Here is a 3,177-nt window from a genome sequence, read left to right as displayed (position 1 = left end):
TGCTTGCCGGCTGCCGGGACCGGTCACTCTTTGGGCCTGCACCCTGGTGCGGGCCCTTTCCGTGTTTAACCAGCCCTTCCCCGGCACCCGGCCCCCGGGGTCGGTCTGGCCTGAACTAGGGGACTGGAACAGCCGGCCGGGCCGGGGAACCGGTCTGCGTTGTGGTGGCACCGCCGGCCGCGGGGGACAGGGATCCGGGTCCGCGACCTGCCCGCGACCGGCACAGGGTTTCCCAGCCCCCGTGACTCCTGGCCCCTCCCGGGACCACACCAGGCACCACCAGCCACGAGGGCTGGGAACCACCGCCGTGCGGAACCCCAGGAGCACCACCGGCCACGACGGGTGGGAACCACCACCGGTCCATGGCCCCAGGAGCCCCACCTTGCCCAATGGCTGGGAACCACCGCCGGACCATGACCCCAGGGGCACCACCCGCCACGACGGGTGGGAACCATCGCAGTGCGGAACCTCAGGGGCAACACCTGTCACGACGGGTGGGAACCACGCGGTGGGGGCCCCAGGAGCCCCACCGGCCACGACGGCTGGGAACCGCCGGTGCGCTGCAACGGGGAACGAACCCCATACCGACTGCGTACTCTGGAAAAATGACTCCATCGCTTTTCTCCCACGCCCCGGAACCCGAGCCGGCGAAGCCCCAAGATCCCATCGCTGACGTAGTGCAGACCTGCACCGTTCCCCGTGAAACCGAAGAGGCGTTTCGTGGCTTCCACGAGTACCCCCACCTGTGGTGGCCGGAAGAGTTCACCACATTCGGCGAGGGAACACATGTGGAGTTCGAAGGCGGCGCCCTGGTGGAAACGAGCGAAGACGAAGAATCCTCCACTCGAGCTGTCGTCCGGGACATTCGGCCAGGGGAGCTGCTGGATCTGGAGTGGAACCCTGGCACGGGTTCTACTACTGTCTCGATCGTCTTCACCGCGGAAGGCTCCGGTACTGCCGTAACGGTGACGCACACCGGCTTCGAGGCAGCCCGCGACCCCGCAGCGCATCGCGCAGAAGCAGAATCTCTGTGGCGCAACGTTCTGCAACGATATGGCCGTTTCATGGGCGCCCGGTAGCCTTCTTGCATGAGCCTGCCTGCCCTGCATGACCTGGAAGTGTCCATCCCCGGCATCCGCATCGACACGGACCCGGAGACACTGAAAATGTACGCCCGGGACCAGGGCCCGGTGCAGGAACTCATCGATCCCCTCGCGGTCGTCTGGGCGGAATCGGTGGCCGACGTACAGGAGACCCTGCGTTGGGCGTCGCGCACCGGGACCGCCGTCGTTCCCCGCGGCGCAGGCACCGGAGTGTCCGGAGGAGCGCACGCCACCCGCAACTGCATCATCCTCAGCCTGGAGAAGATGAACCGCATCCTGGATATCCGTCCCGGCGACGAACTGGCTGTGGTTGAGGCCGGTGTGGTCAACGCGGACCTCAACGACGCAGTGACGCCGTACGGGCTGATGTATGCGCCGGACCCGGCCAGCTACAAGATCTCCACCATCGGGGGCAACGTCGCCACCAACGCCGGCGGCCTGCGCTGTGCCAAGTACGGCGTAACCAGGGACTCGGTGCTGGCACTGGACGTAGTGCTGGCAGACGGCACGCTTATCCACACCGGGCACCAGAGCTTCAAGGGCGTAGCCGGATATGACCTCACGGGCCTCTTCACCGGCTCGGAGGGTACCCTCGGCATTGTCGTTGGCGTGACGGTCCGGCTGCGGTACCTGCCCAGCGACGTACGGACCGTCGCGGCTTTCTTCCCTGACTTCCGCACCGCCGCTGCAGGCGTCCTGGCCGTCGGTGCGGCACGGGTTCAGCCGTCCATCATGGAACTGCTCGACGGCGCCACGATGGCGGCGCTCGACGGCGCCCACGGCTCCGACCTGGGTAGCCGCGGCGGCGCGCTGCTCCTGATCCAGACAGACGGCTTCGGTGCCGAAGCAGAGGCCGCGGCCGTTCGGGCTGTCCTCACCGAACTCGGCGGCACCGTCAGCAGCGAAGGTTCAGAGGAAGCCGAACGGCTCCTGGAGCTGCGGAGGCACAGCCGCGGGGACGACGTGGAGCATGAGATCCGCGTGGGCGAGGACGTCGCCGTGCCGCGGTCGCAGCTGGTGCACTACGTAGCCGAACTCGAGCGCATGGCAGCGGACCACCGGGTCCAGCTCAAGGTGGTGGCACATGCCGGCGACGGCAACCTGCATCCCACCTTCTGGATCGCCTCGGAGGAAGGTGCCGGCGGCGTCGAACGGCTCAATGCCGCGCTGGACGAATCCATCACCATTGCCCTGCGCATGGGTGGGACCATTACCGGCGAACACGGTGTTGGACAGTTCAAGCTGCGCTGGCTGCCGCAGGAGCAGCAGGCCGAAGTGCTGGCACTCCAGCAGCAGATCAAAGCCGTCTTCGACCCGGCCGGGATACTCAATCCAGGCAAAGCGATACCTGAGGTTTAGGCAGCCACCCGGCGCCTAGGACGGGACGCGCATCCACACGGCACGGTTGGGCCGGAGCTCCGTATGTTCCATGGCGCAGGGGGAGCTTTCGCGGATTATCTCGAACTCCGGCAGTTCCACCGGTTCGGTGCCCATGTTCATTGCCGCCAGGACGTTCCCGTTGACGAACGCGATCAGCCCCTTGCCATCGTGTTCCGGCCACCAGGCCAGGGACCCGTGGCCCAGGCCCAGTTCCCGGCGCAGCGCGAGTGCATCCCGGTAGAGGTTCAGGGTTGAGTCGGGATTGCGTTGCTGGACATCACGCGCGTTGGCTCCCCACACATCCGGCTGGGGCAGCCAGGACTTGCCGGTGCTGCTGAACCCGTACGACGGCGCGTCCGCCCGCCAGGGCAGCGGCACCCTGGATCCGTCCCGGCCAATCCGCAGGCCCTTGCTTCGATGGAAGGTTGGGTCCTGTCGGAACTCTTCCTGGATCAATGTGTGGTCCGGGAGTCCTAGTTCTTCGCCCTGGTAGAGGTAGACGCCGCCGGGAAGGGCCAGCATCAGCAGCGTTGCGGCACGCGCCCGGGCCAGGCCGACGGCGTGATCCGGCTGCGCATCGTCGGGGCCAATACCGTCTCCGAGGCGCAGCTCATTGCCCTTGAGACCGAAGCGGGATACGTGGCGGACGACGTCGTGGTTGGAGAGGACCCAGGTGGTGGGGGCGCCGACCTTA

The 3,177-nt window shown here is 67.1% G+C and carries 3 protein-coding genes; 2 read left to right on the top strand and 1 reads right to left on the bottom strand.

Annotated elements, in window-relative coordinates; translation table 11 throughout:
• Positions 1-605: 605 nt before the first annotated feature.
• Together ACSLGO_RS18210 and ACSLGO_RS18205 are read left to right on the top strand one after the other, a co-directional pair.
• Positions 606-1,079, top strand: a complete 474-nt coding sequence (locus ACSLGO_RS18210) for an SRPBCC domain-containing protein (protein WP_436401644.1) — start codon at positions 606-608, stop codon at positions 1,077-1,079.
• Between the two features lie 9 nt (positions 1,080-1,088).
• Positions 1,089-2,462: an FAD-binding oxidoreductase gene (locus ACSLGO_RS18205; protein ID WP_263128253.1), complete on the top strand. Its 1,374-nt coding sequence runs from the start codon at positions 1,089-1,091 to the stop codon at positions 2,460-2,462.
• Between the two features lie 15 nt (positions 2,463-2,477).
• Here ACSLGO_RS18205 and ACSLGO_RS18200 read toward each other — a convergent pair.
• On the bottom strand, positions 2,478-3,177 hold a 700-nt coding region (locus ACSLGO_RS18200), incomplete at its 5' end, for an alpha-amylase family glycosyl hydrolase (protein WP_436401643.1).

Origin of the sequence: Arthrobacter sp. IK3 (assembly GCF_051337705.1) — a bacterium.
Taxonomy (GTDB): domain Bacteria; phylum Actinomycetota; class Actinomycetes; order Actinomycetales; family Micrococcaceae; genus Arthrobacter_B; species Arthrobacter_B koreensis.
The sequence above is the reverse complement of the archived record's forward strand: the minus strand, read 5'-3'. Positions and strand labels throughout refer to the sequence as shown.